Raw genomic sequence first — 24,689 nt, forward strand, 5'->3', positions numbered from 1 at the left:
TCTGCTACTTTTTTTCATGAAATAAAACCAATGCTGAATCCGCTACGTGTTCATACCCAATCTCCATATAAATCTTGTTAGACGTAGGATTTGTCATATCTGTGTATAAACTTGTTGTTTGAAATCCTTCGTCTAGCATAAGCTGAGAAAGCGTGGATACACAGCTTGAGGCATAGCCTTTTTTACGTTCTTCAAGAGGTGTGTACACATAGTTAATCGTAATGTTATGGGCCGTTGGACGCGTAGCATTGGCAATCGACACATACTTGCCATTCACTTCCCATAGGAATAACCTTCCTGCTTTAATAAAAGCTTCTCCTGTTTTGGCAGCTTGTTCTTTTGATACAGGCTCTCCAATGACGCCCATAAACTCCCAAATCCATTCTGTCACGAGCGGAAGATGCTCCAACCTTGCTTTTACCAGCACTCCGTCAGCATCCGCTGCTTTTTTTACTTTGTCTAACCGATAAATGCGCTGATCCATTTTCAAAGAAGCTTCTTGATTTTTTAAATCTGCTAGCTTTTGAGAAAGATATAAAACCATTTGTCTTTCTCCAACTAAGCCCGGTATGTCGATTTCTTGTAGCAGCTCTGCCGCTTCGCTTAGTTCACCCTCCGTTAGCTTCTGTATGTGAGACAGTATGATTTGCTTAGGATGGGTTTGCAGCAACACAAGTGCAGCACGGCTGTCTTTTAAAATAACACACATAAAATTTGGTTTGCTGTTTTCCTGTAAGCTGTGTAAAATGCCGAGCGCTAAGTTATGAAGAACTTCATTCTTTGATAAAAGCGGCTCTACTTGGTTTTTAAATTCCTGCACTTCTCTATATCTATGTAACTGGATCATTTTCTTTCTACCTCCGCAAATGCTCTTACCGGAAACGTTCCAACTCCTTTTATTTTAGGAGGCACGGCGTAAAATAAAAAGGACTTCGCCGTTAGTTGATCTAAGTGACATAAGTGCTCAACAATCACAATGTCCGCCCCTAACAGCAGCGTATGAGCTGGTCTTGCTTTTCCTTTTGTATCATCAATATTCATCGAATCAATTCCAACAAGAGCGGGCTGTTGAGACACTAAATAAGCTGCCGCGCTTTCTGTTAAGTATGGATGATTTTCTAAATAATCGTCTGTATTCCAGTAGCGATCCCATCCTGTATGAATTAATACCGCTTTGCCTTTTACATCTACATGTTGAAAATGAGATTCATCAATCGCTTTTAAAGTCGGATCAACTGAAACGACTATTCCTTCTAACCCGGCTGTTTTATCAATAGCCGTTTGAGCTAAATCCGCTCCGTCTTTGTATCTGTGAAACGGCACATCAATATACGTACCGGTATTCGTGACCATTTCAATTTTACCGATTTGGAATTCAGTGCCTGATTCATAAAGCTTTCTAGACTCTTCTCGGCTTAAATAGTCGCAAATGATCGGTGCCGGCAAGCCTTTATGTGTGATAACTCCGTCTTCAATGATGTGGCTTAGATCAATATACGTTCTTTTTTTCATACCCCCACCCACTTTTTCAATATTCAGTAAAAATATTCTAACATAAAAAAGCTCTTCCTAGTTTCCTAGAAAGAGCTTTTTTTAGAGAACATTATTAACTTGATAAACATACATCATACGTATGCTTTGTATAAACAAATCCTTCAAAAATAAGACGGGCTGTACGCACTACTTTGATTCCGTTAACCTGTCCATCTTTTAGATCCACACTGGTTTCCATAATTCCCATTGGATGAGCAAGTCGAACGGTATCGCCTTTTAATTGAACCATTTCTGACGGAAGTGTGCCTTTTGTATAGATAGCCGCCGTTGTACAAATTGCTCCTGTAATCGCAAGCGTTTGATGTGGTTTTTGCATCGACATCATACGGATTAATACGTCCATTTGAGAAGCAGCTTTTTCTCTGCCAGTCCCGTCGCGATGGTCCATAGGAGGAGAAATAATCGTCATTTTTGGAACCGCTGGTGATAGTTTAGTTGCTTTGTCTTGAGGTGCGAGCCCCGCTTTTTCCGCTGCAATGGAGCGAATTTCTTCAAATAGCTTCAGCTGTTTGTCCGTGTATTCATGCGGAAGTTCTGCTCCCTTTAGGCCAATATCCTCTGCTTTAACAAATACAAGCGGATTTCCTACATCAACAATTGATGCTTTTATCGTCCCAATGGATGTTTGCAGACGATCGATAGCGTTCCCGGTTGGAAGCAGTTTTCCAGTAACGGCTCCTTCTCCGTTTTCAAACGAAAGATAAATGGGTGAACCCGTACCTGGCACTCCAGGAATCATACAGGATCCTTCTGTTTTCACTTTCCCGTTTTCTACTTCTACTTCCGCTACGATTACTTTTTTGGTATTTGTATTATAGATCCGCACTTTAGTCACCGGTTCCACAGCTTGTACAAGTCCTTGTTCGATTGCATAAGGTCCGACCGCTGAAGAGATATTGCCGCAGTTTCCTTTAAAATCAACGAGAGATTCGCTGATGCTAACCTGCGCAAACGTGTAATCTACGTCAGCTTTCTCTAAATCTGATTTTTTTATAATCGCGATTTTACTTGTCAGCGAATTAGCTCCGCCGAGTCCGTCAATTTGACGTTGATCCGGACTTCCCATTATATCTAGCAAAAACGGTTCCCAATCCGATTTGTTCACAGGCATTTCTTCATGATTGATAAAAACCCCTTTACTTGTTCCACCTCTCATAACCGTTACAGGAATACGCGTCATATTAATCACCTTTCTCCCCTACTAACAAACGCCGAGGCGTTCATCAAACCATTTTATTTTTTTACTATTTAGAACCGGTTCATTTGCCATTTATCGTATAATAGAGGTGGTCATAAGTAAAATACATAAAATTTATTGTCTTTTTAAAAATTTTTTTATAATCTAAATACAAGGGGGAATCGGGATGGATCAAAAAGATTGGATATTAATTAAAACTCTTCACGAAGAAAAGAACATTACGCGAACGGCTGAAAGGCTCTACGTATCGCAGCCTTCTTTAAGCTACCGCCTTAAAAATCTTGAGGAAGAATTTGGCGTGTCGCTTTTTTTCAAAACGAAAAAAGGAATTGAGTTTACATCTGAAGGTGAGCATCTTGTTCGCTATGCGGAAAATATGTGGAAGCAGCTGCAGGAAACAAAAGACAGCATGCGTAATATGAGCGAAACCGTTACGGGAACGCTTCGCTTAGGGGTATCGAGTAACTTTGCACAGCATAAGCTTCCTAAAATTTTAAAGCAGTTCTCTCTTCACTACCCAAATGTACAGTTCAGCGTCAATACGGGCTGGAGTACGCAAGTTATGAATCTATTAGACTCTTCGCGTGTGCACGTTGGCATTTTACGAGGCAATTACCCGTGGAACGGAGAGAAATCACTGCTGACGAAAGAACGGCTATGCTTAATTTCGAAAAAAGAAATTGCGATCGATGACTTGCCGAACCTGCCTTATATTAACTATAAAACCGATACGTCGCTAAAAGATCTCATTCAAGACTGGTGGCATGACAAGTTTTCAGAACCTCCGTTTGTGGCAATGGAAGTTGACCGGCAAGAAACAGCCAAAGAAATGGTCAAAAATGATTTAGGCTTTGCCATTTTACCTGAAATTTGCCTTCACTCCAGCGACAACTTATATACATACGGACTTTCGTACCGAGATGAATCACCTTTGCTTCGAAACACGTGGCTCATGTATGATCCTTCTTACTTGAATCTATCGGTCGTGAAAGCGTTTATTGACTTTTTAAAGCTAAGTGAAAAATAAAGCCAAAGCTAAAAAGTTTGCGTCTTGGAAGAATCTCTCTTTTAGACCAAGCTTTTTTCTAGACTACCATTATAAAAATTTTTTATGAACTTTCTAAAAAAACCTATATTTCCTTTATTTTTAAAAATGTACTAACATGAAAACAAGAAACATCAGCGGGAGTAAAGAGCGGCTTTAAAAATTCTTAATAATCAAACTACGACTCATACATGGGGATGAGAGGTGTTAGTCACGTTTTTTTACTCTAAAAGAAAACGCTTTCAGAGAAAAGAGGGAAAATAAAGGAGGTTGTTTGAATGCTAGCACTACTAGGTTTTACAATGATTATTGTCTTTACGTATCTCATTATGTCAAAAAGGATGTCTCCTATCGTAGCTTTAATGGTCATTCCACTTCTTTTTGCAGTGATTGGAGGGTTTGGCAAAGGCGTCGGAGACATGATGCTAGAAGGTCTAAAACAAGTAGCTCCGTCAGCTGCGATGCTGCTGTTCGCCATCTTATATTTTGGGGTTATGATTGATGCCGGACTGTTTGATCCATTAATTAAGCAGCTGTTAAAAATCGTAAAAGGCGATCCGCTTAAAATCGTCATCGGAACGGCTCTTCTATCGCTTTTAGTTGCACTAGACGGAGACGGTACAACCACTTATATGATTACGGTTTCTGCTCTTCTTCCACTTTATAAACGCCTGAATATGAGTCCGTTAGTGTTAACGACAGTTGCGATGCTTTCTCTTAGTATTATGAGCAGCATGACGCCTTGGGGAGGCCCGGCTACTCGTGCGATTGTCGCCCTTCACCTTGATGCATCAGAGTTCTTTATTCCACTTCTTCCAACGCTAATTGGCGGAGCTTTGTGGGTTGTTTTTACAGGCTATATTCTTGGAAAAAAAGAGCGCAGACGACTTGGTGCTATTGACATCGAGCAGTTTGAATTAAAAAGCTCGCTTGCGTTTGCTGAAGACGCATCTTTAACTTCTCAAGAAGATATTACACAGCCTAAAAAAATCTGGATCAACTTAGCTTTAACCATTGCACTCATGGTCGTATTGGTTTCAGGCATTTGGTCAGTTTCTGTTTTATTTATGATTGGCTTTGCGCTTGCTCTTATGATTAACTATCCAAAACTTGAGGATCAAAAAGAACGTTTAATGGCTCATGCAGGCAACGCACTGACCGTGGCAGCACTTGTTTTTGCAGCCGGTATTTTTACAGGAATACTATCCGGCACTAAAATGGTTGATGAAATGGCAAGCCTGTTAATTCATTTAGTTCCTGATTCACTCGGTTCATTTTTACCGACGATCGTTGCTTTAACAAGCATGCCGTTTACATTCGTGATGAGTAACGACGCTTATTACTTCGGTGTTTTACCAATATTCGCTGAAACAGCTGCTTCTTACGGAATTGATCCGATGGAAATTGCGCGAGCTTCAGTGCTCGGACAACCTGTTCATCTGTTAAGCCCGCTCGTTGCGTCTACTTTCTTACTTGTAGGTATGGTAGGTGTTGATCTTGGTGAACATCAGCGATTTGCATTTAAATGGGCTGTTTTAACGTCTCTTGTTCTCATTGTCCTTGCTATTGTCACAGGCGCACTTACGCTATTTTAATAGGAATAAAAGCCGTTATGGCTCTTTATTAATAAATTGATAAATGATAGGTGGAGGTACTTCTAAAATGTATGTAATTACGTGTTATGTAGGAAAAGGTGAAATGAGAATGTACGAGTTTGATAGCAAAGAAGAAGCCCTTTCTCAGCTCAAAAACCTGAAAGGCTGCACCATTCTTTCAGAAGTTGTTTACTTTAATGATTCATCGGTTATTCCGGTAGCTATTTAATTATGCACCACTCAACCCTATAGGTACAAACTTGATAAGCTTCCTTTCGCTCAAAAGGAAGCTTCTTTTTTTATGTTCTTCTGAGACTTCGTCCCCTTTTCTCTCCTCAACGTTTTGTTACGTCTGGTTCGTTTTGTTTTCTTGCTTCAATCATATTAATAATTTGATTTGTATGTGGAGTTAGCACTGTGCACTTTTGGTAGAAGGCTCCGTCTACAACAAGCAGCTCTTCATCCATCCCGCAAAACTTGCAGCGGAGCTCTTGTGGTCCTGCGTAAGAGGTGTGATAAACACTATCGTTAAAGATGGTGTAGAAAGTATCTCTTTGCTGGGCATCGTAAAAGCTATATTGCTGGTTAGCGTCATCACGATAGTTAACTCCATAGTTCCGGTCGAATTCTTCTTGAGTAAATCTATCCTGTAAAAGTTCATTTTGTACTAGTTCTCTCAAACAGCACTCTATTTCTTCATAGTTAAATGAACAATTATGTGCGTAAACATTTAGTTCTTCAGTGCTGTTCTCTTTTACCATCACTTCACTGCCGCAAATCTTACAGGGATGTTTGGGACTCTGTTGATCAAAGTAAGAGAACGTTTGGACCTTTTCCACTGCTATTTCATCGCTCACCTTTTTAAACTTAATCATCACATTTTCTGTTTGACTAACGTTTTCGTTATATAACATCACTTCGTATTCATCTATATTCTTTCCGTTTTCTTTTCGACTCAAATGCTCCATTACTTCATACGAAGAAATAGTAAAAAACTCTTTAAAATTCACCACTAACATGCATCCTTCCAAAAAAGTTTACGTTCTCTATGTACCTGCTCTATACTAACACTTTTCCAAAGACTCGCACTACTAAACGAACTTGTTTTAGATTCGCATATCCTTTTCTTATCTGGCATACATAACACTAACCCTTTTATAAGGAGGATTTCATGAATACGTATATAATCATCAGCATTAGCGTCGTTGCCAGCGCATTTTTATTTCGGAAATATCGAAAGCAAGTCGTTGAAATATATACAATCAGTGAATTTATTCACGCTAAAAACGGCGCGGTCGCTACAAGTTCCACGTGGCTTGAAAAGTTTTTTAAAGATCCTTACGCTACCGGACCAAACTATGAAAAAACAGAGGATGACGTTAGCGAGGATGGAGATGGGGACGGCGGAGAATAACTAAAACAAAAAAGAGATTGTAATCTACGCTCATCCTACCAATAAAAAATCCGAACGAAGTTGATTCTCCATCAAGAATCTTCATCGTTCGGATCTTCCTTCAGCTAAAACACTTTTGTCCCAGCCTCTTTCTTATTAATCATCGCTGCCTAAAATACCAAAAAAGCGAAGCAAGTTGATGAATAGATTAATAAAGTCTAAATAAAGAGATAGTGCCAGCAGTGGAACAAGCTCTTCTGTAATTTCACCGTGCTTCATTTTATTAAAATCATACAGTACGTAAAGTGAGAAAACGATGGTACCAATCACCGAAAATGCCATGAGTCCAGGCGTTGTTAAGGGACTAAACAGCGAGAAAATGCTGATACACACTAGTGCTAACAGCGCTACTAATAAAAAGCTGCCTAAAAACCCTAAATCTTTTTTTGTTTTTGCCCCAATTACACCCATCACCGTAAAAATAACGAACGTGCTTCCAAACGCATAAAGAACGACTTGCGCCCCCGCTACTGATGCATAGTAGCTGACAATCGGAAACAGCGTGATGCCTGATATAAATGAAAAAGCATATGTAAAGCCATATCCTACGCTTTTTTTCTTTCGCAACATAAATGCGGCAACCAGCATCAAAAGTTCAGCAATCGCTAACGGAAGGAAATAAGCCGGTGGCACATATTGACCTACATATAAGCCAACTGTTGAAATAAATAACGAAAAAATAAATGTTACTAATACTTTTTGAAACAGAGACCGCTGCTCTACTCCAATCACTTCTTGCATGTGTAAAACCTTCTTTCTAAAATCTGTTATATTTTATATAATACCTACCTTTTAAAGAAAAATAAAGATAATACTAAGGTCTTTTTTCTTATTTTTATAGAAAAGAAAGCATAGACGCTGCCGTCTATGCTTCCTTATTATACCTTTATTTCGGCAACAGAATACCGTCAATAATTCCGTAAGTTTTTGCTTCTTCAGCACTCATAAAATAATCTCGTTCCGTATCATGTGCCACTTTTTCAACCGGCTGCCCCGTTCGTGTTGATATGATTTCATTAATATGCTGCTTCAATTTTAAAATCCGCCGGGCGCTAATTTCAATTTCAGTCGCCTGCCCTCTAGCCCCTCCTAGCGGCTGATGAATCATAACTTCACTGTTCGGAAGTGCATAGCGCTTTCCTTTTGCTCCTGCTAGGAGAAGCAGTGCGCCAAAAGAAGCAGCCATGCCCGTGCAAATTGTTTGAACATCCGGCTCAATGTACTGCATTGTATCATAAATCGCAAACCCTGCTGAAGTGGAACCTCCGGGGCTGTTAATATAAAGTGAAATATCTTTTTTAGGATCATCTGCGGCGAGAAATAAGAGCTGCGCGACCACGCTGTTGGCAATATGATCATTGATTTCATCACCAATTAAAATAATTCGATCTTTTAACAGCCTCGAATAAATATCATACGAACGTTCACCGCGGTTGCTTTGTTCAATTACATATGGAATCGTACTCATATATATCCTCCTTATCATACGTAATATGGCTATGCAGCCATGCAGAGAGTGCACGTCGGAGTATACGTTGGTTTTTGAATGACGCTTTTTAAGGAAGGCAAAGCCCGAATCAAAAGTGCTGGGTCCTGCGCTTCTAACGTTTTATAAAACAGTTCTGACAGCTCATTACGCTCTTTTTCATCCCAAAAAGAATCTGTAGAAAACGGCTCACCGCCTTTTTCTAACCGCTGCTTAGCACGATGTAAATTGCTTTTCACCGCTGTTTCTGACGTTTGTAAAATCAACGCTATTTCTTTTAGCTGATAGCGAAAGCCTTCTTTTAAGAAAAAGATAACCGCTTGCTTCGGCGTAAACTGACTAAGGAGCAGCTCGACCGAGTGTCCTTTCATATCAAACGCCTGCTTGCCGTCTTGTTGGTTCAAAACTTCTTCTGCGGCTATTACTTCACGCTTTCGTTTTCTCAGCAGATCAATCCAGTGGTGATACGCAATTTTATTTAACAGCGCAGAAGACAGCTTGTGCTCTTCACCTTTATATCGCTGAGCTTTTAAAAACGTTTCTTGGGCAATATCGTCTCCGTCCCACGCATTTTGCGTTAAAAAACGGCAGTACTGCTGCAATTTTGGGTAATGCTCGTTCCAGCAGACATCGTCAAAGCTTTCTGTTTGTGTTTCAATTTTTTTTGAATGTGACATGATTTTCACTCCTTTTGCACTCTCTATTTACTAAACGATTGAAGGAAGTTCAAAAGATACGGGGAATCAAACTTTTTTACACATTATACGCTTAAGCAGTCATTTTTTTGTATTATAATGAAGATACTTTTATCTGAGGAGTCTAAAATAATATGCGAAGAAGACGATTATATGGCAAGAAGAAAACGAACAAACTTCACTTTAAAGACTTAACCTGTGAACACCCTCACCCTGCTTTGCCTATGAGCTATACAAGTGAAGCTCCTTTTTACTATTATGATGCGTCAGACGATGAAAGACAAAACGACTTTGAACTATATTCAGAGATTTGTATCATGAATCAAGAACATTTTTTCGTAAGAGGCTGTGTTGAAATTCCTGTTCTTAATGAAGAAGAATTTTTCACTTGGAACATATGGGTTTCTTTAAGCGAAGAAAATTTTCATCGAATGATCGATTTATGGGAAAGTGACAAAAGAGAAAATGAACCGCCTTATTTCGGATGGTTTTCAGTTTCCATTCCAGGCTATCCCGAAACGTTAAATTTGAAAACAAATGTGCATACACGATCTGTCGGAACAAGACCCCTCATCAAGTTAGAGCCAACCGATCACCCTTTAGCCGTCGAGCAGCGGGAAGGGATAACGCTAGCGCGAATCAAAGACATACAAAAGCAATTGACTACCTATTAAAAAAACAAGACAGCCCCAGACTGTCTTGTTTTTTCACCTTTATGGCATGCGCTTGGCTCCGTAGTATTTAGGCGCCCAGTAGCTGTCTACTTTATAGTTTGTAATTTTTACGCCTTCGGATGTAGATACGTGAACGACATAGTCATTTCCAATATAGATAGATGGAATAAGCGAACTTCCTTCAAAAAAGACGAGATCTCCTGGCTTCAAATCAGATTGTGAAATGGTTTCTCCTGCTTCCCACTGCTGACTCGCATAGCGTGGAATATCTTTTCCAGCAGCTTCTTTGTAAATATATTGAACAAAACCAGCCGTATCAAAACCTGTAGAAGGACTTGTCCCACCTTGTGCGTAAGGTACTTCTCCTACATATTTAAGAGATTCCGTCACAAATGGATTGTCTTTTGACAGCGATAAGTCATCGTAGCGTCTCGCTCCTGCGTACTTAGACGTCCAGTAACTGCTTGTCAGGTAATCCACCGTCACATTTTCGCTGCGCTTGGCATGAATAAACTGATTGCCGCCTGCGTAGATACCGACGTGTGAAATCCCTTCACGATACGTATCTTTAAAAAAGATAACGTCGCCTGGTTTTAAATCTTCGCGGGCAACTTCTTCTCCAACTTGCCACTGCTGATCGGTTGATCTCGGAAGGTACACGTCCGATGCGTGTTGAAATACATAAGCAACAAATGCGGAACAATCAAAACCGTCCGTTGGCGACTCGCCTCCGAATACATATGGTGTACCGAGATGTTTTAATGCTTCTGCAATGACTTCATTATCTTTTGCAATTTCCGGTGCGCCTGTAATGCGCTTTGCTTTGGCAAAATGTGATGACCAATACGCGCTGCTTGAAATGTTTTTCACCACGACTTTTCCGTCTGAAGAAGATGCATAAATCATCTCATCGTCTCCGATATAAATAGCGGCTACGTTCACTTCACCGTTTTCATCGGTGTCAAAAAACAATACATCGCCTGCCTGCAGCTCGTTTTTATCGACGTCTGTTCCAAGCTCTGACTGTTCTTTCACGGAACGAGGCAGCGTTGTATCGAGCGCTTGCTTAAACACATATTGAACGAAGCCAGAGCTGTCAAACCCTTCGCTTAACGTCTCTCCTCCAGACGTATAATCCGCTCCTTCATACGTTTTTGCTTTATCAACAATCACGTTTTCATCTGTAGCAGCCTGTACTTGCACAGCTTTTTCTGCAGGAAAAGCGCCTTCATAAAAAGTGGCAAGACTAAGTCCTAACGCTGTGACCATAAGAGGTTTCATTACTTTCATGTTTTTTCTCCTTTGTTTTTTATTTCATCCAAGAAGTTTTATATGTAAATGGTTCCTCTGTTAAAGTATGGTGCAGATGGATAGGAATTGGCTAGTACCTTTTGACTTAAATATGCTTCCCTTCCAAAGTCCTGTAAAAAATCCATAAAAAAACTCGGCGCGTATTACGCCGAGCTTTTTTATTTCATGCCCACCTGGATATTTGACGCTTTTTGTTTTTGACGTAAATTTGCAATCCACTTGTAGTAAAGTGTAATCAAAAGAACAAAAATACCAAGTGCAAAGTACAGTTTTGAATACCCTAAAGCACCTGCTGCAATTCCTAATACAAATGAACCAACCGCAATGCCGCTATCATAAAACGTAAAGAACGTGGCAGTTGCATACGCGCTTCGGTGAGCAGGCGCCGCTTGGATAGCAAGCGTTTGGAAGCTAGGAAGCAGCGTTCCGTAGCCTAGTCCTACTAATGCACCTGAAAACAGCAGCATCCAAGAAGAATGTGTAAGGCTTAAGCTAAATAGACCAATCGCAAAAACAATACATGATGGAATAATCACAATGTTTGGGCCAGATTTATCAAATAATCTTCCTGTAAACGGTCGTGAAATCAGCATCGCAGCTGCGAACACGACAAAGAAAAAGCTTGCTGTTTTAATCAATCCAAGCGACTGTGCATACACAGAAATAAAAGAAATAATACTTGCATACGAAAAAGAAACGAGAATACCTACAGATGAAATCGGCATGGATTTCTTTTCAAATAAATCGCTCAGTGAAAATGATTTCTTTACTGACGGAGCAGCGTTTTCTTGAAGATTTTTGACCATCATTCCGCAGAGCCAGCCAACGAGCATAATCACGCCAAATACAAAGAAAATAATGTTGTATGCCATGTATTGATGAAGCGTTAGTGCTAAAAACGGCCCTGCAACAACGGCTAAGTTCATTGACATTCCGAAGTAGCCAAGCCCTTCTCCTCGTCGTTTAGCGGGAACTAAATCCGCTGCGATCGCTCCGGTGACGGTTGTCGCTAAGCTGAATGAAATCCCTTGAAAGAAGCGCAATAATAAAAGCACGTTAAAATGGTGGATAAACATATATAAGAAGGAAGAAAGCGCAAAAATGAGGGTACTAAATACAAGCGTTTTTTTCTTTCCAATGTTTTCAATGACTTTCCCTGAAAACGGTCTAACAATAATCGCAGATAATAAAAAGATGGTAACAACAAGCCCTGCCTGCGTACTCGTGCCTTCTAAGGCGTCTAATACATAAATCGGCAGCAGCGTCAGCAATGCATAAAACACAACAAAAATAAAAAAGTTGGTAATCGCAATGCTGATAAAACTTTTAGTCCAGATTGGCTCCTGCTGGTTCGTCATTCATTTCACCCTTTTCTGTAGATTTACAAATTTTCTTTAATAACGAAATAAGCTGATCTTGTTCGCTGTCGGATAAAGCAATCAGCAAATTTTCTTCTAAACGTTCAATTTCTTGCTGAATTTCCGGAAGTTTTTTCTTCGCTTGAGGAGATAAATAAACGATGCGCTCTCGTTTATCACTGCCTGCTTTTCGAACGATCCATCCGCTTTTTTCAAGCCTTGTTAACGTGCGGGTAACCGTTGGCGCTTCGACATTTAAATACTGCCAAATCTCCGTTTGCGTCATCGAGCCGAATCGCTTTAAACAAAATAAAATTGAATACTGTGAGCTGTATAGCCCGTACGCTTTTAACACTTCATTTACTTCTTTAATAGACAATCTCGACTTTTGATGAAGCTCATGAAACACCAAGTTATTCACTTTTTCCCACCTCACCTTTTCATTTTATTTACCTAGGTAACTAATTGTTCTTTTATTAGTATATGTGCTGCTACTTGATGTGTAAAGGCGGCTAAAAAGGGCGAAAATCAGCTGTTTTCTTTCTTTTTCTACTAATGATTTACGCTTTCACTTCTGTTTTCTTATTCTTTCGTATCACGAAATTTTTTGTATATATTTACATGCACCTGCAAACTATGTTAAAGAAGACGAAACACTATGCGGGAGGCTGGTATATGTTTTCACTGCGCGGCGATGCTCATAAAGTCTACCTTAAACTGAAAAAAGCAGCTCATCAAAACCAAAACGCAGAAGAAATTGATGAATTAGCGGAAATGGAAGAAATCCGGCAGCTTTACCTTACGCTCGAAAGCGCTACTTTGCGAAAAGTGTATTACCGAATGACTAAAGAAAAAAACGGCTCCGGCGTCATTCCCATCCTTGTTTCTGCTTTGCCTTGGCTCTTTTTTTTATTTTCGCAGCGGCTGCAGCAATTTTTATTTAAAGACGGCAGCTGGCTTTGGATTATTTTTGTGGTGCTGTATGTTTTTATTCTCATTCCAAGCGTGTTTCTTCATTTCCGTGAACAATCGTGGGCTTCTGTTCATATTGAAATTATTCAAGACATTTTAAAAGACCGTGAAAAAGAGCCGAAACCCCTTTGAGGTCCGGCTGTTTTTTACCTATTATGAAATAGCTTGTCTGCTTTCTACGTCTCGACCTAACTTTCTTTTGATACGCTGCAGCGCGTTGTCAATTGACTTGACGTGCGTATTTAATTCTTTCGAAATTTCAGCGTATGAATGGCCGTCCATATACAGCGTCAATGCTTTTCTTTCCAATTCACTAAGTGTTTCCGCAATTTTTAACTCGCGGTCTTCCACTTTTTCTTGATGAATCAGCACCGCTTCCGGATTAGCAATTTGATCGCCAGGAATCATATCCATCAGCGTATAGTTTGATTCTTCATCATACAGAGGCTTGTCCAATGAAATGTACGAATTTAACGGACCGTGCTTTTGACGAGTAGCCGTTTTAATCGCCGTAATGATTTGTCTTGTGATACATAACTCTGCAAACCCTTTAAAAGATGTTAGCTTGTCTTCGTTAAAGTCGCGAATTGCTTTGTACAGTCCAATCATTCCTTCTTGGACGATATCTTCTTTTTCAGCACCAATCAAAAAGTATTTTCTTGCTTTACCCCTCACAAGATTTTGATACTTATTGATTAAATACTCCAATGATTTTTCATCTCCGCTGTGAACCATTTCAACCAAAACATGATCTTCTAACATAGCATAATTTTGAACTTTTTCAATTACGATGCCTACGCTCACTCATATCCCCCCGTTACACTTAGTTGAGTTTTGATGTGTTCTAAACTGATGCATGATCTACTTGTTACGACGCTACTGCAATACGGTCCAGAAACGTAAAAAGCGTACAGGTAAACTGTCGCTTTCCTCTCTCACTTTATGCTCCCCTGCATCTTTCTATAATCTATTATAAAGAAGTATAACCGATAAAAATCAAAAAGGTTGTCGAAATATGAAAGTGTTTGCAAAAAAAATCAATTTTTATAGAAAATTCACACAAATCACTTTATTATTTCATATAGTGACAGCAATCTGTCAAAAAAGCAATAAAAAAATAATTCCATATGAAATAAACTTACTCAAGCAGAGTAAGTCGAAGTTGCAGATGATACTGCGCATATAGGATTAGTTGCCTTCCGGCTTATCAGCATTTTTTGTTCCCTTGCTTTTATAAGGCTTTGCATTTTTCTTCTTTTTTGCACTCGCCTGCCAGCGGTTCCACCCTTTTTTGCCGGTGCCTCGCCCCGTGCCGCCTTTACCTTTTGCTTTACTCATACGTATTCCTCCGTTACCTGCGTGTTTGTTACAATAAAAAAAGACCCCGTCCAAAGTCGGAGTCTTTTTTGGATTGCATAAAATTATGCTTTTACAACGTTAGCAGCTTGTGCACCGCGTTGACCTTGCTCGATGTCGAAAGTCACTTTTTGACCTTCATCTAAAGATTTGAATCCGTCGCCTTGAATTGCGCTGAAATGTACGAATACATCTTCTCCGCCTTCAATTTCGATGAAACCGAAACCTTTTTCTGCATTAAACCATTTTACTGTACCTTCAGTCATACTATTTCCTCCAGTGGTGGAATTACTCCACGCATATATTACTACCCTTGCTCAATCGTACTATTTCCAGATAAAAATTTCTATTGAAGAATATTTCTCTTCTTTCAATTTCATACCGAACAAAAATAATTAACCTTAGTGTAACATATCAATTTAGAAATAGCAAGCTCCTGTTCTAAGACAGACTTCAACCTAATTATGTATCTGCTAAAAGCCTACAGGACAGCTTTGAGGCTACCAACATTTCTGGATTGAGATGGGGCATGAGGTTCTTGTATTGAGCTAAACTTATCATCTGCACAAATGTACAAAAAATCTTTTATTTCATTAATTTGTTTTCTGCTCACTCCAAAGCCTTGTAATGGAAACGTTCTTCTTTTGAAGATCGATTTGATATACATCAGGATTTGTTAAACGCGACCATTCACCAAACCCAAATTTCGGATCAAAATATCTGAGGATTAACGTCATCAAATTGCCGTGCGTAACAAACAGAGTTGTTTTCTGTTTTTCATTCATTACTTTTTTAAACAGCTCTAAAACACGTACCGTGGCTTCTTTGGTCGATTCTCCTCCGTCTACCTTAAAGTCTATGTCATCAAAAGTTCTTTTCAACACTTCTATCCAGTTGAAAAGAGGCTGTCCGCTTAAACGCCTTTCTTCTAGCCTTTTATCTATATGAAGAGACAGACCGGTATCTTTTGCATAAGGTTCAATTGTTTGAACAGCTCGTTTGTACGGGCTTGAAATAATTTTATCAATGGGATAACTCAGCTTGTTCAAATAATACATTAACTGCTGGGCTTGCTGTATGCCTTGTTCTGTCAGTGATGCTTTTGCTTCTTGCCCTTCTGCTTCACAATGCCTAACTAATAAAAAAGTTTTCATTCATCTTCCCTCCAGACGCAGTAAAATAACCATTAATTACAAAATAAGATAATAATAGTATATAATGATACGTGATTTATAGCTAAGGAGGAACAACATGATTCGTGAACGATCACTTTTGATAAAAGGACTCACCTTTTTACTAGCCGTTTTTATTTTAAACATCCCTTTTCCTAACTCAACGCCGCTCAGTCATTCTGTCTTTTCTTTTTTAGGTCTTCCCCTCTATGGAGATGAAGAAACAATGACGGGAATTCAATATGCTAGTAATGCGTGGGGAATTATACTTTTACTTGGTCTTTTTGCCCTTTACAAAAGTTTAAATCGGCATCGTTTGAAACTAACGATGTTTGCTGCGTTTATTGTCATATCGGGTCCTGGTCATATGGTTGAAGCGATGCAAAAGACCGTATTACCAGGTATGTATGCCGTTTCTTACGATGTGGAAAACAGCATTTGTACATTTGAGAGAAATAAAAAAGAAACCGTATTAACAGGCACCTGTGACCTTTCATTTGAAAATCACAGCTCAAAACCCGTTACGTTTGAAGTAGCACTGGATGAACGCTCCTATTTTAAAGAAGATACCCCTTTTTTAGTGATGATGAATAAACCTAAGCTTCATACTGTTACGTTGGAACCAAAAACGTATCAAACTGTCGAAATCACTTCATCTGTCAAAACAGCAGGATTTCCTTCTAAAATCTTTATGGGTGAAGTAAACGGCTTTCACGTCAACATTTATCAAAACGGAAAAAAGCGTTATTTATAAGCATAGAAAAAGCCCTTATAGGGCTTTTGAAATGAGTGAATTACCAGCCAAAGCCTCCGCCGTAGCAGCTGCAGCCGATGATCACTAATAAAATAAACAATACAACTAATAAAGCAAAACCAGATCCATGACCATATCCAGGGTTTCCAGACATACGAACACTTCCTTTTCTTTGATTACTCTTTCCTCAAGAAAAACGCCGCTTGCATTTCACTTGAGTTGGATTATCTTATGCCTAAACGCGCCCTTTTGACTCTGGTTTTTTCTTTTTTCTTTTTCCTTCTTGCCATGCACCTCATTAATAAAAGAAGAAAACAGCCTAAGAAAAGCGCTGACTTCGGTTCTTCTCCTCTGCCCAAAAGAGATTAAGGCATAACGAAATCAAGTCAATCTAAAGACGAACAAATGAGATACATAAGCTGAAACTTACGTTCACCATATCAATAAAAAAATCCGAACGCGTTTCATTCATCGTTCGGATCTTCTCCTTAAACTAAAGTGCTTTTCAGCTCTCTTACAAAATCATTTATTTCACTAGCTTACGTCTTTCAGAAGACCGTACTTCCGTACGCTTACCGATACCTAGTACATAGTAGCTCAGCACAACAATAGCTAAAAAGATAATGCCGACAATCAGCGATATGCGCGTTTCATCATTAAACCACATGCCTACAAGCACCATCAATAAAAACGCGATTGTTACGTAGTTCGTCAAGGGAGCAAAAGGCATTTTAAACGGATGTTGATCCATCGCCGCTCCTTTTGCTTTTCGAAAACGAATTTGACTGATGAGAATCACAAACCACGGAATCATACCTGGAAGCACGCTCGCACTGTACACGTACACGAAAACGTTTGGCGGTGCAATATAATTTAAGACAACGCCCGCCGCTAAGCCAATCATCACCGCAACGGTACTATAAATAGGCACACCGTTTCGAGAGACCTTTGTGAAAAAGGCTGGAGCTTGACCGTTTACACCTAGCGTGTAAAGCATACGTCCCGCACTGAAAATTCCGCTGTTGCACCCAGACATGGCCGCTGTGATGACAACAAAGTTGATAATGCCCGCCGCTGCTGTAATTCCTATTTTAGCGAACGTAGAAACAAACGGACTGCCGAGTGAATCCAGCTCGTTCCACGGATACACCGTTACAATCACAAAGATGGCGCCGATATAAAAAATTAAAATACGCCAAATTAAGCTTTGAATTGCACTTGTTAACGTTTTTTTAGGATCTTTTGCTTCTCCTGCTGTAATTCCAATAAGCTCTACTCCTTGATAGGCAGCAATAACAAGGGACAAGGCAAAGAAAAAGCCTGACCATCCGCCTGTAAAGAAACCGCCGTTTGCCCACAAATTCGACAGGCCAAGCGCTTCGCCGCCGTTTCCAAGACCGAAAAAAATAAGGCCAAGACCGGCAATAATCATGAGAACAATCGTGACAATTTTAATCATTGCAAACCAAAATTCAAACTCTCCAAACGATTTCACCGAAATTAAATTTGCCCCACCAAGAATGACCATGGCGACAATTCCCGGAACCCACGCCGGTAAATGCGGGAACCAGTACTGCATATAAGCTCCGACTGCAATAATCTCTGCCATGCCCACAATCACCCATTGAAACCAGTTGCTCCAAGCCGTGATATAACCCGCTAACGGATGAATATATTTATGACCGAATGTCGCAAACGAACCCGTACTTGGCTCTAAATAAAGCATCTCACCCATTGCACGCATAATAAAGAAAATAAAAACGCCGCAAATAGCATATGCAAGCAGGACGGATGGCCCCGTCCATTTAATAGTGCTTGCTGAACCCATGAATAACCCTACCCCAATCGTTCCTCCAAGAGCAATCATTTGGATATGACGAGATTCAAGCCCTCTTTTTAACTCTTTGTTTGCCAATTTACTTCCCCCTAGCCCCTCGTGATGATTTTCTCTTCTATTAAGAAATTCTTTTATTCCCCTGTCCTGATAGGGAACTATCATCTTTTTTCTTTTTCACAAAGAAGTATGAACATACCACAAATACAGCAATCAGCAGCGTGAGATAAAACTGGGTGCGAAGTGAATCAATAAATGCCATCGCAATAAAGATACTTGTGATTGCCGCAATCGTTCCATACGTTAAATAAGGATACAGCCACATTCTGATTTTTAATGCTTCCGGCTTTTCTTTTTCGTATTTCTTTCTCATGCGAAGCTGTGAAAAAGCAATAACAAGGTACACAAGAAGCGCTACGCCTCCCGATGCGTTTACTAAAAATAAAAAGATTTTATCAGGTGAAAGATAGTTAAAACCAACGCTGATGTAAGAGATCACGGTACATCCTACAATGGCATTAAACGGAATGCCTTTTTTACTCACCTTCAAAAACATGCGCGGCGCGTCTCCTTTTTGCGCCATTGAGTACAGCATACGAGAACTCGTGTATAGACCTGAATTTAAGCAAGACAAAACAGCAGTCAGTACGATAAAGTTCATAATTTGAGCCGCTGCCGGAACGTTTACCAGCTCTAATATCGAAACAAACGGACTTTTCATCAAGCTTGAAGAATCCCACGGAAGGATCGTTACTAAGATTAAAATAGACCCAAGATAAAAAAATAAAATACGATAAATAACGGTATTTGTTGCGATGGTGATTGCTCGCTCAGGCTGAGCCGATTCTCCAGCGGCTGTTGCGACAATTTCTGTTCCCATAAAAGAAAACATGACAATCGCCACTCCTAAAAAGACGGAGCTGATTCCATTTGGAAGAAATCCGCCTCTATGAAGAAGGTTCGATGCTCCCGGAGACTCTACTCCCGGTATTAAACCGAGGATGATCGCTCCTCCTAAAAGTAAAAACAGCACTAAACTAACTACTTTAATAAGTGAAAACCAGTATTCAAATTCACCAAATGATTTAACAGAGTATAAGTTCGTTAACGTTAATAAAAACGTCAGGATGAGACTAACGCCCCAAGACGGTAAGGACGGAAACCAATATTGAATAATTGTTGACCCGGCAATCGCTTCAACAGCAATAACAATTACCCAGAAAAACCAGTATAGCCAGCCGATTGTGTAGCCAGCCCACGGTCCAAGTGCTTCTCTGGCATAGGTCGCGAACGAGCCGCTTGAAGGATTAGCCGTAGACATTTCCCCCAGCATTCGCATCACTAAAATCACCAGCAAACCGGCAAACGCGTACGAAAAAATGGAACCAGGACCTGCTGCGTTAATGAGTGATCCGCTTCCAATGAACAAACCGGCACCAATGATTCCTCCTAAAGAAATCATGGTTATGTGTCGAATTTTTAATTCTTTTTTTAACTCAGGCGGTTGATGACTCATGTTAAAATCCTCCTCATAAAAACCGTCATTTAAAGAATTACACGTTCTTCGCATCGCGCGTTAAATATGTAAGCCCTTTCAATACTGTGGACAACTAACTGCCGTTTTCCTACCCTCCCTCTATCTGTACATTCAAATGAAGCCTTCACTTGACGAAAAAGACAGCTTCATTCGACAAAAATTACTTTTCGAATTATATGATAATTTATTTTGAACAACTTTGTCTATTGTTTTTTTGAAAGGAAGATCATTTTCATTTACTAACGATAAACTCTTTCTTTTATCGTAATTCTTTAGTTCAAAACATCTTTACTTCTGCTTACCTCTGTCCTTTATTGTGCTTTTTGTTCAAAATCACTATAAAAACGAAGAATTGATTGTTTATTTAAACAAAAGTGTTTATTTATAAAAATTATTGAACATTTTTGTTAAAAAACTATGTACAAAACGATAATAAGGTGATTATAATACAGGTATAGGGTGTTGGAATATTAATTATGTTTAAAATTTTCTAAAAAAAGGGGTAATGAAAATGAACACAATGAATATCAACGAAATCAAACAATACAAACACGAGCCTTTCACGGACTTTACGATTGCACAAAACAAAGATGCATTTGAATCTGCATTGGAACTTGTACAATCAGAGCTTGGCAAGGACTATCCTCTTGTAATTGGCGGAAAATTAATTACAACAGAAGATCAAATTCAGTCCATTAACCCAGCAAATAAAACAGAAGTTATCGGCCGCGTGTCAAAAGCAGATCAAGACTTGGCTGAAAAAGCTATGCAAGCAGCACTTTCTACCTTTAATACGTGGAAAAAAGAAGCGCCGGAAGCACGAGCAGATATTCTTTTCCGCGCAGCGGACATCATTCGCCGCCGCAAGCATGAATTTTCAGCTTATCTTGTAAAAGAAGCAGGAAAGCCTTGGAATGAAGCAGATGCTGATACAGCAGAAGCAATTGACTTCCTTGAATACTACGCTCGCCAAATGGTGCAGCTAAAAGACGGCGCGCCTGTTGAGAGCCGCGAAGGTGAAGAAAATAAATTCAACTACATTCCGCTTGGTGTCGGCGTTATTATTTCACCGTTTAACTTCCCGTTAGCGATCATGGCAGGAACAGCTGCAGCAGCAATCGTAGCAGGAAATACGGTTCTATTAAAACCGGCTAATAACACACCGGTTATCGCAGCAAAATTTGTAGAAGTAATGAAAGAAGCCGGCCTTCCAGACGGCGTACTGAACTACGTGCCGGGAAGCGGAAGCGAAATTGGTGACTATTTAGTAGATCATCCAAAAACACGCTTTGTTTCATTTACAGGCTCTCGTGAAGTAGGCTGCCGCATCTATGAACGCGCAGCAAAAGTACAGCCTGGTCAAATCTGGCTAAAACGCGTTATTGCTGAAATGGGCGGTAAAGACACGGTCGTTGTAGACAAAGATGCTGATTTAGATTTAGCTGCTTCTTCTATCGTGTATTCAGCGTTTGGCTTCTCTGGACAAAAGTGTTCAGCAGGCTCTCGTGCGGTTGTTCACCAAGACGTGTACGATATCGTTCTTCAAAAAGCAGTTGCGCTGACAAAAACATTAACAATGGGCAGCCCTGAAGATGTGAACACGTATATGGGACCTGTTATTGATCAGGCTTCTTTCAACAAAATTACAAAGTACATTGAAATCGGTAAAGAAGAAGGCCGTTTAATGACGGGCGGAGAAGCAGATGATTCAAAAGGCTACTTCATTCAGCCTACGATCATTGCAGATGTAGATGAAAAAGCACGTTTAATGCAAGAAGAAATCTTCGGCCCAGTCGTAGCATTCTGCAAAGCGCGCGACTTCGATCATATGATGGAAATTGCGAACAACACAGACTACGGCTTAACAGGTGCCCTTCTTTCAAATACGCCTGAGCACATCGAGCGTGCAAAAGAAGAGTTCCACGTCGGAAACCTTTACTTCAACCGCGGTTGTACAGGTGCCATCGTTGGGTACCAGCCGTTTGGCGGATTTAATATGTCAGGAACAGATTCAAAAGCTGGCGGTCCTGATTACTTGATTCTGCACCTACAAGCAAAAACAACAAGCACGACGCTTTAATACTCAGTAGAGCAGCCTTAGGCTGCTCTATCTTAAAACAACAAGGGATTTTTTCTATAGGGGGAGATATTTATGTTAGCAGAGGTATCTAAAAATGTGTTTCTTCACGCTTCCCAAAATAAAGCGCTAAACAAAGCGGCGAAAAAATGGGGTCTTCGCTTTGGGGCAGCTCAAGTGGTAGCTGGCGACACGATTGAACATGCGATCAAAAAAGTACGGGAACTGAATGAAAAAGGACTTGTTTGTACGCTTGATCATTTAGGGGAATTTGTTTCAAGCAGAGAAGAAGCTATCGAAGCGACTCAATATAATGTCAGAACGCTGGAAGCTATGGGGCAAGCCGGTGTAACGTGCAACTTATCTGTCAAAATGACGCAGCTTGGTTTGGATATTGACCGCAGTTTTTGCGTTGAGAACATGCGCCGCATTCTTGAAACAGCGAAAAAATACGATAACTTCGTCCGAATCGACATGGAAGACTATGCTCACTGTCAAATGACGCTAGATATTTTACGAGAGCTTCGCGAGACGTTTGATAATGTTGGAACGGTTATTCAAGCTTACCTGTTCCGCGCTGAACAAGACGTAAAAGAGCTAAAAGGCATTCCTCTTCGATTGGTAAAAGGCGCGTATCAAGAATCACCAACCGTGGCGTTTCAAGATAAAGCCCAAATTGACGAGAACTATATGCGAATTATTGAAGAGCATCTGCTGAGCGGGACATACACGGCTATCGCATCTCACGACCACAATATTATTGCAAAAGTAAAAGAGTTCGCTCACAAAAACAACATCCCTCGCACGCAGTTTGAATTTCAAATGCTGTACGGATTCCGCACAGATATGCAGCTTAGCCTTGCAAAAGAAGGCTATACAATGCGCGTATACGTTCCCTTTGGCAACGACTGGTTTGGCTACTTTATGCGCCGCTTAGCGGAAAGACCGCAAAACGTCGCATTTGCTTTAAAAGGTTTCTTTTCTAAATAAGCATTGATTTAGTAAGTTCCATAATGAAAACGCTATCATCTCTTTGTGCCCTTTGCGGATGCTTCTGCAAAGGGATTTTTTATACGATTTCTCTTCCCTTTTCGTGTGTATTACGCTAAAATATAAATACGAACAAACGTTCTTTTTATTCCAAACAAAAAGGAGAATACATATGAATCCTCTATCAAAATTAGAACTGCCTCCTAAGCTAGAACCTTACCGAAAAGAAATCGAACAAACATGTAAGCCTTATATCCACCTCCATACGGTCATGAACATTCCAAAATTATATGAAAGCAAGTTCGGCGGCAACCCTTATCTTCCTTTAGAAGCAAGTCATCCTCTTGATTCTCAGGGCAAGCCGATGCTCCTGATGGCACAAATCAATTTTTCTGAAGTTCCTTCCTATGAAAATATGCCCTTTCAAGGCATGCTTCAATTTTTCATTTGCGGAGCTGATAACGAAAGCACCGGCGATATGTACGGTCTTGATTTTGACCATCCTACGGCTCAAAAAGACTTTCGCATCGTTTTTTATGAAGACGTAACCACAGATGAAAAAAAGTTAACAACCGATTTTACGTATCTTGAAGACATTGACCGGGATATGTTCCCTATTCCTCAAGAAGTAGGCTTACAGTTTGAAATAAAAATTGAACCCGTTTCCCCTACTGACTATCGATATAATGATATAGAATCAGATTTATTTGAAGATGAAGAAACGGAAGAAATCTACTGGGATGAGCTTACGGGCGAGTATCATAAAATGGGCGGATACGCTTTTTTCACTCAAAGCGATCCTCGAGACTACGATGAAGCGCTGCGAGCATACGATGTTCTGCTTCTTCAATTCGCCATGGACGACGAAGCGGATATTATGTTTGGTGATGCGGGAGTGGCCAATTTCTTTATTAAAGAAGAAGACCTTCGCCACCGTAACTTTAGAGATGTTTTATACAACTGGGACTGCTGTTAAAAAAACGCCCTCTTAGAAAAGTGTCTAGGAGGGCGTTTTTTACATTATTATTATTTACTACTCAGCCTGTTTTTGCGTCTCTTGCAGCATTCAGCGTTTCTTTAAACTGCTGTAGCGCTTCTACATCTGTAAATGCGCTTGTAGGAATAACATATCCGCTCATTGCACTAACAAGGATAAAGATATGTTCATCGGTTTCTCTAATTTGAGTGATGCTTGACCAAGGAGTCTTCACTTCTCCTTTTGAGCTTTTCTCTACCAAGCCATCTTCCGTAACCATCATAGTATGCTCACCCGTCAGACTGCTGTTATCTCCTTCATTTATTACCTTTACAATGTTCTTTTTAATACTTCCGTAAAAGTACTTCGGATAAAATAAAAACCACAGCACCGCAAGCAGTGCAAACGCTACGAACATGCCGAGTAAAAATTCTCCTTCAACCCACGAAACAAGCAAAGGAATAAGAAGAAAAATAAGCGACATCCATCGCTGAACTCTCAGCACTTTTTGTACTCTTTCCGAATGTTGAGCGTGATGCATGTTAAAAGCTACGTAATCCTCTTTTGTTAACGTATAGTGATATTCCATATTAATCTCCAATTCTCCTAAATAACAACAAAATAAAATATACCTCATTTGGTGTTATATGTA

General features: G+C 40.0%; 28 protein-coding genes. 10 read left to right on the forward strand and 18 right to left on the reverse strand.

Going from position 1 to position 24,689, the window contains the following annotated elements; translation table 11 throughout:
* Positions 1–4 precede the first annotated feature (4 nt).
* The 3 genes from AC1D0Y_RS00135 to AC1D0Y_RS00145 all read right to left on the reverse strand — a co-directional run bounded on the left by AC1D0Y_RS00135 (position 5) and on the right by AC1D0Y_RS00145 (position 2,734).
* Positions 5–847 (reverse strand): GNAT family N-acetyltransferase, encoded by an 843-nt coding sequence (locus tag AC1D0Y_RS00135; protein WP_060747230.1) that lies wholly within the window; start codon positions 845–847, stop codon positions 5–7.
* Positions 844–1,512 (reverse strand): cyclase family protein, encoded by a 669-nt coding sequence (locus tag AC1D0Y_RS00140; protein ID WP_060747229.1) that lies wholly within the window; start codon positions 1,510–1,512, stop codon positions 844–846. Before AC1D0Y_RS00140 ends, AC1D0Y_RS00135 begins: the two co-directional genes overlap by 4 nt.
* Positions 1,513–1,606: 94 nt before the next feature.
* Positions 1,607–2,734, reverse strand: a complete 1,128-nt coding sequence (locus AC1D0Y_RS00145; protein WP_477707367.1) for a PrpF domain-containing protein — start codon at positions 2,732–2,734, stop codon at positions 1,607–1,609.
* A gap of 184 nt (positions 2,735–2,918) precedes the next feature.
* On the opposite strand from AC1D0Y_RS00145, the gene AC1D0Y_RS00150 reads away from it, so the two are divergent.
* The 3 genes from AC1D0Y_RS00150 to AC1D0Y_RS00160 all read left to right on the forward strand — a co-directional run bounded on the left by AC1D0Y_RS00150 (position 2,919) and on the right by AC1D0Y_RS00160 (position 5,621).
* Positions 2,919–3,779, forward strand: a complete 861-nt coding sequence (locus tag AC1D0Y_RS00150) for a LysR family transcriptional regulator (RefSeq protein WP_025750019.1) — start codon at positions 2,919–2,921, stop codon at positions 3,777–3,779.
* A 296-nt stretch (positions 3,780–4,075) separates the two neighbouring features.
* The gene (locus AC1D0Y_RS00155) at positions 4,076–5,392 is read left to right on the forward strand and encodes a CitMHS family transporter (RefSeq protein ID WP_025750020.1); all 1,317 of its coding nucleotides are present in this window, start codon (positions 4,076–4,078) and stop codon (positions 5,390–5,392) included.
* Positions 5,393–5,459: 67 nt separating this feature from the next.
* On the forward strand, positions 5,460–5,621 hold the full coding sequence (locus tag AC1D0Y_RS00160) for a hypothetical protein (protein ID WP_165575905.1): 162 nt from the start codon (positions 5,460–5,462) through the stop codon (positions 5,619–5,621).
* Positions 5,622–5,727: 106 nt separating this feature from the next.
* On the opposite strand, the gene AC1D0Y_RS00165 is transcribed toward AC1D0Y_RS00160, so the two are convergent.
* The gene (locus AC1D0Y_RS00165; RefSeq protein WP_255257945.1) at positions 5,728–6,411 is read right to left on the reverse strand and encodes a hypothetical protein; all 684 of its coding nucleotides are present in this window, start codon (positions 6,409–6,411) and stop codon (positions 5,728–5,730) included.
* 152 nt (positions 6,412–6,563) lie between these two features.
* Here AC1D0Y_RS00165 and AC1D0Y_RS00170 point away from each other — a divergent pair, with 152 nt between their 5' ends.
* A complete protein-coding gene (locus AC1D0Y_RS00170; protein ID WP_217598250.1) occupies positions 6,564–6,806 on the forward strand; it encodes a hypothetical protein in 243 nt (80 codons plus the stop codon).
* Between the two features lie 135 nt (positions 6,807–6,941).
* Here the strand turns inward: AC1D0Y_RS00170 and AC1D0Y_RS00175 are convergent, their stop codons facing one another.
* The 3 genes from AC1D0Y_RS00175 to AC1D0Y_RS00185 form a co-directional block, all read right to left on the reverse strand.
* Positions 6,942–7,586 (reverse strand): Bax inhibitor-1/YccA family protein, encoded by a 645-nt coding sequence (locus tag AC1D0Y_RS00175; RefSeq protein ID WP_477707276.1) that lies wholly within the window; start codon positions 7,584–7,586, stop codon positions 6,942–6,944.
* A 145-nt stretch (positions 7,587–7,731) separates the two neighbouring features.
* Positions 7,732–8,313, reverse strand: a complete 582-nt coding sequence (gene clpP / locus AC1D0Y_RS00180) for an ATP-dependent Clp endopeptidase proteolytic subunit ClpP (protein WP_060747225.1) — start codon at positions 8,311–8,313, stop codon at positions 7,732–7,734.
* 29 nt (positions 8,314–8,342) lie between these two features.
* Positions 8,343–9,008, reverse strand: coding sequence for a sigma-70 family RNA polymerase sigma factor (locus AC1D0Y_RS00185; protein WP_060747224.1), 666 nt, complete (start codon positions 9,006–9,008; stop codon positions 8,343–8,345).
* A 152-nt stretch (positions 9,009–9,160) separates the two neighbouring features.
* On the opposite strand from AC1D0Y_RS00185, the gene AC1D0Y_RS00190 reads away from it, so the two are divergent.
* A complete protein-coding gene (locus AC1D0Y_RS00190) occupies positions 9,161–9,700 on the forward strand; it encodes a DUF2199 domain-containing protein (protein ID WP_060747223.1) in 540 nt (179 codons plus the stop codon).
* A 39-nt stretch (positions 9,701–9,739) separates the two neighbouring features.
* Here AC1D0Y_RS00190 and AC1D0Y_RS00195 read toward each other — a convergent pair whose 3' ends face one another.
* From AC1D0Y_RS00195 to AC1D0Y_RS00205, 3 genes are all read right to left on the reverse strand, one after another.
* Entirely contained in the window at positions 9,740–10,990 is a 1,251-nt protein-coding gene (locus tag AC1D0Y_RS00195; protein ID WP_477707277.1) for a C40 family peptidase, read from the reverse strand.
* A gap of 179 nt (positions 10,991–11,169) precedes the next feature.
* Positions 11,170–12,369 carry an MFS transporter gene (locus tag AC1D0Y_RS00200; protein WP_060747221.1) on the reverse strand — a complete coding sequence of 400 codons (1,200 nt, stop codon included), beginning with the start codon at positions 12,367–12,369 and terminating at the stop codon, positions 11,170–11,172.
* The gene (locus AC1D0Y_RS00205; RefSeq protein WP_013058498.1) at positions 12,338–12,790 is read right to left on the reverse strand and encodes a MarR family winged helix-turn-helix transcriptional regulator; all 453 of its coding nucleotides are present in this window, start codon (positions 12,788–12,790) and stop codon (positions 12,338–12,340) included. Before AC1D0Y_RS00205 ends, AC1D0Y_RS00200 begins: the two co-directional genes overlap by 32 nt.
* Positions 12,791–13,044: 254 nt before the next feature.
* Between AC1D0Y_RS00205 and AC1D0Y_RS00210 the strand changes: the two genes are divergently transcribed.
* Positions 13,045–13,473, forward strand: coding sequence for a hypothetical protein (locus tag AC1D0Y_RS00210; protein ID WP_025750030.1), 429 nt, complete (start codon positions 13,045–13,047; stop codon positions 13,471–13,473).
* 21 nt (positions 13,474–13,494) lie between these two features.
* On the opposite strand, the gene sigH is transcribed toward AC1D0Y_RS00210, so the two are convergent.
* From sigH to AC1D0Y_RS00230, 4 genes are all read right to left on the reverse strand, one after another.
* On the reverse strand, positions 13,495–14,145 hold the full coding sequence (gene sigH / locus AC1D0Y_RS00215) for an RNA polymerase sporulation sigma factor SigH (RefSeq protein ID WP_013058500.1): 651 nt from the start codon (positions 14,143–14,145) through the stop codon (positions 13,495–13,497).
* Between the two features lie 384 nt (positions 14,146–14,529).
* Positions 14,530–14,685, reverse strand: a complete 156-nt coding sequence (locus AC1D0Y_RS00220; protein WP_162837669.1) for a DUF3934 family protein — start codon at positions 14,683–14,685, stop codon at positions 14,530–14,532.
* Positions 14,686–14,762: 77 nt separating this feature from the next.
* The gene (locus AC1D0Y_RS00225; RefSeq protein WP_013058502.1) at positions 14,763–14,963 is read right to left on the reverse strand and encodes a cold-shock protein; all 201 of its coding nucleotides are present in this window, start codon (positions 14,961–14,963) and stop codon (positions 14,763–14,765) included.
* A gap of 327 nt (positions 14,964–15,290) precedes the next feature.
* Positions 15,291–15,851, reverse strand: a complete 561-nt coding sequence (locus AC1D0Y_RS00230) for a histidine phosphatase family protein (protein ID WP_060747220.1) — start codon at positions 15,849–15,851, stop codon at positions 15,291–15,293.
* Positions 15,852–15,948: 97 nt separating this feature from the next.
* On the opposite strand from AC1D0Y_RS00230, the gene AC1D0Y_RS00235 reads away from it, so the two are divergent.
* Positions 15,949–16,623, forward strand: coding sequence for a hypothetical protein (locus AC1D0Y_RS00235; RefSeq protein WP_060747219.1), 675 nt, complete (start codon positions 15,949–15,951; stop codon positions 16,621–16,623).
* A 40-nt stretch (positions 16,624–16,663) separates the two neighbouring features.
* Here AC1D0Y_RS00235 and AC1D0Y_RS00240 read toward each other — a convergent pair whose 3' ends face one another.
* The 3 genes from AC1D0Y_RS00240 to AC1D0Y_RS00250 form a co-directional block, all read right to left on the reverse strand.
* On the reverse strand, positions 16,664–16,777 hold the full coding sequence (locus tag AC1D0Y_RS00240; RefSeq protein ID WP_075419294.1) for a YjcZ family sporulation protein: 114 nt from the start codon (positions 16,775–16,777) through the stop codon (positions 16,664–16,666).
* 372 nt (positions 16,778–17,149) lie between these two features.
* Entirely contained in the window at positions 17,150–18,538 is a 1,389-nt protein-coding gene (locus tag AC1D0Y_RS00245) for an amino acid permease (protein WP_060747218.1), read from the reverse strand.
* Between the two features lie 40 nt (positions 18,539–18,578).
* The gene (locus AC1D0Y_RS00250) at positions 18,579–19,973 is read right to left on the reverse strand and encodes an amino acid permease (protein WP_060747217.1); all 1,395 of its coding nucleotides are present in this window, start codon (positions 19,971–19,973) and stop codon (positions 18,579–18,581) included.
* A 532-nt stretch (positions 19,974–20,505) separates the two neighbouring features.
* On the opposite strand from AC1D0Y_RS00250, the gene pruA reads away from it, so the two are divergent.
* The 3 genes from pruA (at position 20,506) to AC1D0Y_RS00265 (ending at position 24,037) form a co-directional block, all read left to right on the forward strand.
* Positions 20,506–22,074, forward strand: a complete 1,569-nt coding sequence (pruA, locus tag AC1D0Y_RS00255; protein WP_477707278.1) for an L-glutamate gamma-semialdehyde dehydrogenase — start codon at positions 20,506–20,508, stop codon at positions 22,072–22,074.
* Between the two features lie 72 nt (positions 22,075–22,146).
* Positions 22,147–23,061, forward strand: coding sequence for a proline dehydrogenase family protein (locus AC1D0Y_RS00260; RefSeq protein ID WP_025750035.1), 915 nt, complete (start codon positions 22,147–22,149; stop codon positions 23,059–23,061).
* 172 nt (positions 23,062–23,233) lie between these two features.
* Entirely contained in the window at positions 23,234–24,037 is an 804-nt protein-coding gene (locus AC1D0Y_RS00265) for a YwqG family protein (protein ID WP_337134576.1), read from the forward strand.
* Between the two features lie 61 nt (positions 24,038–24,098).
* Here the strand turns inward: AC1D0Y_RS00265 and AC1D0Y_RS00270 are convergent, their stop codons facing one another.
* Positions 24,099–24,626 carry a YcxB family protein gene (locus tag AC1D0Y_RS00270; protein WP_477707279.1) on the reverse strand — a complete coding sequence of 176 codons (528 nt, stop codon included), beginning with the start codon at positions 24,624–24,626 and terminating at the stop codon, positions 24,099–24,101.
* Positions 24,627–24,689 lie beyond the last annotated feature (63 nt).

It is taken from the genome of Priestia sp. P1_B12_1, assembly GCF_056406695.1.

Coding starts and splice junctions, on each gene's coding strand:
- AC1D0Y_RS00135 (WP_060747230.1), bottom strand. CDS start 847: ATGATCCAGTTACATAGATATAGAGAAGTGCAGGAATTTAAAAACCAA.
- AC1D0Y_RS00140 (WP_060747229.1), bottom strand. CDS start 1,512: ATGAAAAAAAGAACGTATATTGATCTAAGCCACATCATTGAAGACGGA.
- AC1D0Y_RS00145 (WP_477707367.1), bottom strand. CDS start 2,734: ATGACGCGTATTCCTGTAACGGTTATGAGAGGTGGAACAAGTAAAGGG.
- AC1D0Y_RS00150 (WP_025750019.1), top strand. CDS start 2,919: ATGGATCAAAAAGATTGGATATTAATTAAAACTCTTCACGAAGAAAAG.
- AC1D0Y_RS00155 (WP_025750020.1), top strand. CDS start 4,076: ATGCTAGCACTACTAGGTTTTACAATGATTATTGTCTTTACGTATCTC.
- AC1D0Y_RS00160 (WP_165575905.1), top strand. CDS start 5,460: ATGTATGTAATTACGTGTTATGTAGGAAAAGGTGAAATGAGAATGTAC.
- AC1D0Y_RS00165 (WP_255257945.1), bottom strand. CDS start 6,411: ATGTTAGTGGTGAATTTTAAAGAGTTTTTTACTATTTCTTCGTATGAA.
- AC1D0Y_RS00170 (WP_217598250.1), top strand. CDS start 6,564: ATGAATACGTATATAATCATCAGCATTAGCGTCGTTGCCAGCGCATTT.
- AC1D0Y_RS00175 (WP_477707276.1), bottom strand. CDS start 7,586: ATGCAAGAAGTGATTGGAGTAGAGCAGCGGTCTCTGTTTCAAAAAGTA.
- clpP (WP_060747225.1), bottom strand. CDS start 8,313: ATGAGTACGATTCCATATGTAATTGAACAAAGCAACCGCGGTGAACGT.
- AC1D0Y_RS00185 (WP_060747224.1), bottom strand. CDS start 9,008: ATGTCACATTCAAAAAAAATTGAAACACAAACAGAAAGCTTTGACGAT.
- AC1D0Y_RS00190 (WP_060747223.1), top strand. CDS start 9,161: ATGCGAAGAAGACGATTATATGGCAAGAAGAAAACGAACAAACTTCAC.
- AC1D0Y_RS00195 (WP_477707277.1), bottom strand. CDS start 10,990: ATGAAAGTAATGAAACCTCTTATGGTCACAGCGTTAGGACTTAGTCTT.
- AC1D0Y_RS00200 (WP_060747221.1), bottom strand. CDS start 12,369: ATGACGAACCAGCAGGAGCCAATCTGGACTAAAAGTTTTATCAGCATT.
- AC1D0Y_RS00210 (WP_025750030.1), top strand. CDS start 13,045: ATGTTTTCACTGCGCGGCGATGCTCATAAAGTCTACCTTAAACTGAAA.
- AC1D0Y_RS00225 (WP_013058502.1), bottom strand. CDS start 14,963: ATGACTGAAGGTACAGTAAAATGGTTTAATGCAGAAAAAGGTTTCGGT.
- AC1D0Y_RS00230 (WP_060747220.1), bottom strand. CDS start 15,851: ATGAAAACTTTTTTATTAGTTAGGCATTGTGAAGCAGAAGGGCAAGAA.
- AC1D0Y_RS00235 (WP_060747219.1), top strand. CDS start 15,949: ATGATTCGTGAACGATCACTTTTGATAAAAGGACTCACCTTTTTACTA.
- AC1D0Y_RS00240 (WP_075419294.1), bottom strand. CDS start 16,777: ATGTCTGGAAACCCTGGATATGGTCATGGATCTGGTTTTGCTTTATTA.
- AC1D0Y_RS00250 (WP_060747217.1), bottom strand. CDS start 19,973: ATGAGTCATCAACCGCCTGAGTTAAAAAAAGAATTAAAAATTCGACAC.
- pruA (WP_477707278.1), top strand. CDS start 20,506: ATGAACACAATGAATATCAACGAAATCAAACAATACAAACACGAGCCT.
- AC1D0Y_RS00260 (WP_025750035.1), top strand. CDS start 22,147: ATGTTAGCAGAGGTATCTAAAAATGTGTTTCTTCACGCTTCCCAAAAT.
- AC1D0Y_RS00265 (WP_337134576.1), top strand. CDS start 23,234: ATGAATCCTCTATCAAAATTAGAACTGCCTCCTAAGCTAGAACCTTAC.
- AC1D0Y_RS00270 (WP_477707279.1), bottom strand. CDS start 24,626: ATGGAATATCACTATACGTTAACAAAAGAGGATTACGTAGCTTTTAAC.